Here is a 3,527-nt window from a genome sequence, read left to right on the forward strand (position 1 = left end):
GTTATAAGAATATTTCCCAATGTTGAGTCTATTATAAGATTGTTTGGGAGTATGTGCATTGAACAATCCGAGAAATGGCAAACTGGGTATAGGTATTTGGATATGACTCTGCCTCGTCCCAAAAAGAAACAAAGGGAACAAAATATGTTTAAAAAAACAGGGTAAATAAAAAACAATGCTAAGGAAGAATTTTACACAAAAATTAGGACTTGACTTTTGTCAATAAGTCCGGTGTGATATAAATAGATATTTAAAAATACAAAAGATATATAAATTGGTCAAGTAAATAATATATTTGATGGCACCCCAGCATTGACTCATAAATAAAGTAACTTTAAAGGAATTGAATTTTTTCATAAATTAGTCGTTGCCTCAAAATAGATGTAACCCACAAGACGGGAAATTTTATAATTATTACATGGGCTTGTAAAAAAAATCTAAAAGATGGAACTATTCCAAAGTGTCAATATCCAAACAAGTTCTGTTTCTTGCTATTTATATTTTATATATTATCAAGACATGCCGTACTAATACAGTAATCTTTACTTAACAAATGTATCCCCAAAGATTTCTTACCTGATTTTTCATAATGATAAAACAAACTCGTTGTAAGTTCCCCTTTTAGAAAGTGCCTTTATTTTTGTATTTTGTCTTAAAATCCCGCATGGGTGGAATATCTACAGCAGCAGGGGAAAAAGTGCTAAAAGCTTTTCTCTTGTTTTATGGACGGTGTATAGTTATATTTTACAGGTTACACAGAGATTTTGTAAAAATAGGAAAGCAGGGATTACTGATAAGATGGTTATAAAAATAAACAGGAGGTTTTAAATGAGTACATCATTTTGGGAAGATTTTAAACGTACTGTAACGAGCGGATTTAATGTTGCAGCGGAGAAAACAAAGGAGTACACAAAGATAGGTAAACTGGAAATAGATATTATTAATCTTAAAAGATCTGTTGATAAATCCATGTCTGAGCTTGGCAGGAATACGTATCAGATATACAAAAGCGGTAAAAAGGCTGATATCTCAGAAGACGGCAATGTGAAGAAGGTTGTCAAAAAAATTGATGATTTAAAGTCTGAGATAGCTGCAAAGGAAAAAGAGATAGCTGACATTAAAAAAGAAGAGACAAAAAAGAATCCTGAACAGGGGAAAACTAAGCCTAAAAAAACAACGGTTGCAAAGCCTGAAGCTAAAATAAAGAAAAGCACCAAGAGTACACCGGCAAAAACCGGAAAAGCAGTAAAACCTTCATCTGCAAAGAAAACCGGACCAAAAAAGTAACAAAATGACGAGAGCTATTAAACTTGTTTTTCTGCTGTTGATTATTGCATGCAGTACTGCTTTAGCCGGAGTAAATTCAGATACGACTTTTTCTATATATTCTGGAAAAACAGAACGAATGCCTCCGGATTTTTTAGAAACGGCTTCGGTTGTTTCTGTTGCCGCTATGGGCGATGTTATGCTGAGCGGCGGAGTTGAGTATTTCTTGAAAGCAAGAGGCCCTGACTATCCTTTTGAAAATGTACGGGAAATAATTACCAAAGCTGATATTGCATCCTGCAATCTTGAGACCCCTTTTACAGAGAATGGCATAAAATTTAAGAAAAAGTTTAATTTTAAGGTGGATCCCCGATTTGCCTGCTCTCTTGTAAATGCCGGATTTGATCTGGCAAACCTTGCGAACAACCACATACTTGATTTCGGAAAAGAGGGGCTTGTTTCCACTCTCAGAGTTCTTGATTCGCTGAAGATTGCACATGCAGGAGCAGGGCTAAACAGGGAAAAAGCAGAAGCTCCGGCTGTTATAAAACGGAACGGCAGTACTTTTGGATTTCTGTCTTATTCTCTGACATATCCATCTGAATTCTGGGCAGGGCCGGACAAGTGCGGTACGGCATATCCCTCTTTTAATAGAGTAAGAAAAAGTATTAAGGCGTTGAAGGACTCCTGTGACATTGTTATTGTGCAGTTCCACTGGGGGAGTGAACTGCGAACTACTCCGAAATCATATCAGAAATGGTTTGCACATGCATCTATAGATGCGGGAGCAGATGCTGTAATAGGCCATCATCCTCATGTGCTGCAGGGATTAGAAATCTACAAAGGAAAGCTGATTGCATACAGCCTTGGCAATTTTGTGTTCGGCTCGTACAGCAGAAAAGTAAAAAGAAGTATTATTTTAAAGATATGGTTTGATAAAAGAGGCCCGCTGTTATCCGAAGTTATTCCCATATCAGTAGATAATTACAGAGTTTTATTCCGGCCGGTGATCCTGGAAAATACAGCAAAAAAAGACGGGATTGATAACATGAATCATCTCTCCCTCGGATTAAATGATAAAAAGAAGATAATTTCAGACAGCGGATTAATCCGATTTTACAGGAAAAAATCAAATAATGAGTAAGGGCCCGCAACAAAATTTTTTAATTACTGCAGAAGAGATAAAAAAGAGGGTGGAAGTACTTGCACAGAAAATATCTTCTGATTACAAAGACACGGACCTTGTGGTTATCGGCCTTTTAACAGGAAGTTTTATTTTTATTTCAGATTTAATCAGGAGCCTGCATTCTCTTGGTATTAAAACGCTGATTGATTTTATGGATGTGTCTTCATACGGAGGAGGTACGGAATCATCAGGCAGAGTAAAAATTTCAATGGATATAAGAATAGATATTAAGGGCAGACAGATTCTGCTTGTTGATGATATTGTTGATACGGGATTAACTTTGAGCTCAATTACCGAATATCTTTTATTAAAAGAGCCTTCGGTAATTAAGACCTGCGTGTTTCTGAATAAGCCTTCCCGCAGAAAAGTTGATGTAAAAGTGGATTATATAGGTTTTGAAGTCCCGGATCTTTTTATAGTTGGATACGGCCTTGATTTTGACGGCCGCCATCGGGAACTTCCTTACATTACTGCGATAGAGCTGTAATTTATCTCTCAAACAAATACATTTCCGGCATTAATCCTTCCGTCAGGATAAAATACTTTTTTAACTTCCCTCATCTCGTCAATTCCCTCTTTTCCGTACATGATTTTCAGAAACTCTATTTTTAACCTATTTCTGTAATCTAACTCTTTTAATCATACGATCTTATGATGCATTTTTAGTCTGGTTTTTCGTGGGGTGCAAGGGGCTGAAGACTGCTGACTGAGGGCAGAAGGCTGAAGACTGCCAACTGAGGACTGAAGACTGCCGACTGTTTTTCCTTGACTCTCTAATATAATTTAATTACAATAAACTTAGCCTTTTCTTTAATGCACTTTTTTAGCACAAAATATCATAAAGACCCCACAAAAACCAGTAAGCCCACAGTAGTAATTGATGCAGGTATTGCGACTGAGGATAATCTTGAAAAGCTTAAAGAGCATTTTCATTATATAGCAGTTTCTCGCAAGAAGTTTGATCCTCCTTTATCGGATGAATACATAACCATTAAAGAGACCAGACAAAACAAGGTGGAGGCCCAACGCATTACCAGGGATGGTGAAGTTTTACTTTATTGTAAATCCAACCTGA

The 3,527-nt window shown here is 36.6% G+C and carries 5 protein-coding genes; 4 read left to right on the top strand and 1 reads right to left on the bottom strand.

Features of this window, described 5'->3' with window-relative positions:
* Positions 1-828: 828 nt before the first annotated feature.
* Genes J7K93_00990 through hpt form a run of 3 tightly spaced genes read left to right on the top strand, consistent with a single transcriptional unit; the run spans position 829 to position 2,939 of the window.
* Positions 829-1,287, top strand: coding sequence for a hypothetical protein (locus tag J7K93_00990; GenBank protein MCD6115564.1), 459 nt, complete (start codon positions 829-831; stop codon positions 1,285-1,287).
* A gap of 4 nt (positions 1,288-1,291) precedes the next feature.
* Complete coding sequence (locus tag J7K93_00995; GenBank protein MCD6115565.1) at positions 1,292-2,410, top strand: CapA family protein; 1,119 nt, start codon at positions 1,292-1,294, stop codon at positions 2,408-2,410.
* A complete protein-coding gene (gene hpt / locus J7K93_01000; GenBank protein ID MCD6115566.1) occupies positions 2,403-2,939 on the top strand; it encodes a hypoxanthine phosphoribosyltransferase in 537 nt (178 codons plus the stop codon). Before J7K93_00995 ends, hpt begins: the two co-directional genes overlap by 8 nt.
* Positions 2,940-2,947: 8 nt before the next feature.
* Here hpt and J7K93_01005 read toward each other — a convergent pair whose 3' ends face one another.
* Positions 2,948-3,040 carry a hypothetical protein gene (locus tag J7K93_01005; protein MCD6115567.1) on the bottom strand — a complete coding sequence of 31 codons (93 nt, stop codon included), beginning with the start codon at positions 3,038-3,040 and terminating at the stop codon, positions 2,948-2,950.
* Between the two features lie 225 nt (positions 3,041-3,265).
* Between J7K93_01005 and J7K93_01010 the strand changes: the two genes are divergently transcribed.
* On the top strand, positions 3,266-3,527 hold a 262-nt coding region (locus J7K93_01010; GenBank protein MCD6115568.1), incomplete at its 3' end, for a hypothetical protein.

The organism is bacterium (assembly GCA_021158245.1).
GTDB lineage: Bacteria > Zhuqueibacterota > QNDG01 > QNDG01 > QNDG01 > QNDG01.

Coding starts and splice junctions, on each gene's coding strand:
- J7K93_00990 (MCD6115564.1), top strand. CDS start 829: ATGAGTACATCATTTTGGGAAGATTTTAAACGTACTGTAACGAGCGGA.
- J7K93_00995 (MCD6115565.1), top strand. CDS start 1,292: ATGACGAGAGCTATTAAACTTGTTTTTCTGCTGTTGATTATTGCATGC.
- hpt (MCD6115566.1), top strand. CDS start 2,403: ATGAGTAAGGGCCCGCAACAAAATTTTTTAATTACTGCAGAAGAGATA.
- J7K93_01005 (MCD6115567.1), bottom strand. CDS start 3,040: ATGTACGGAAAAGAGGGAATTGACGAGATGAGGGAAGTTAAAAAAGTA.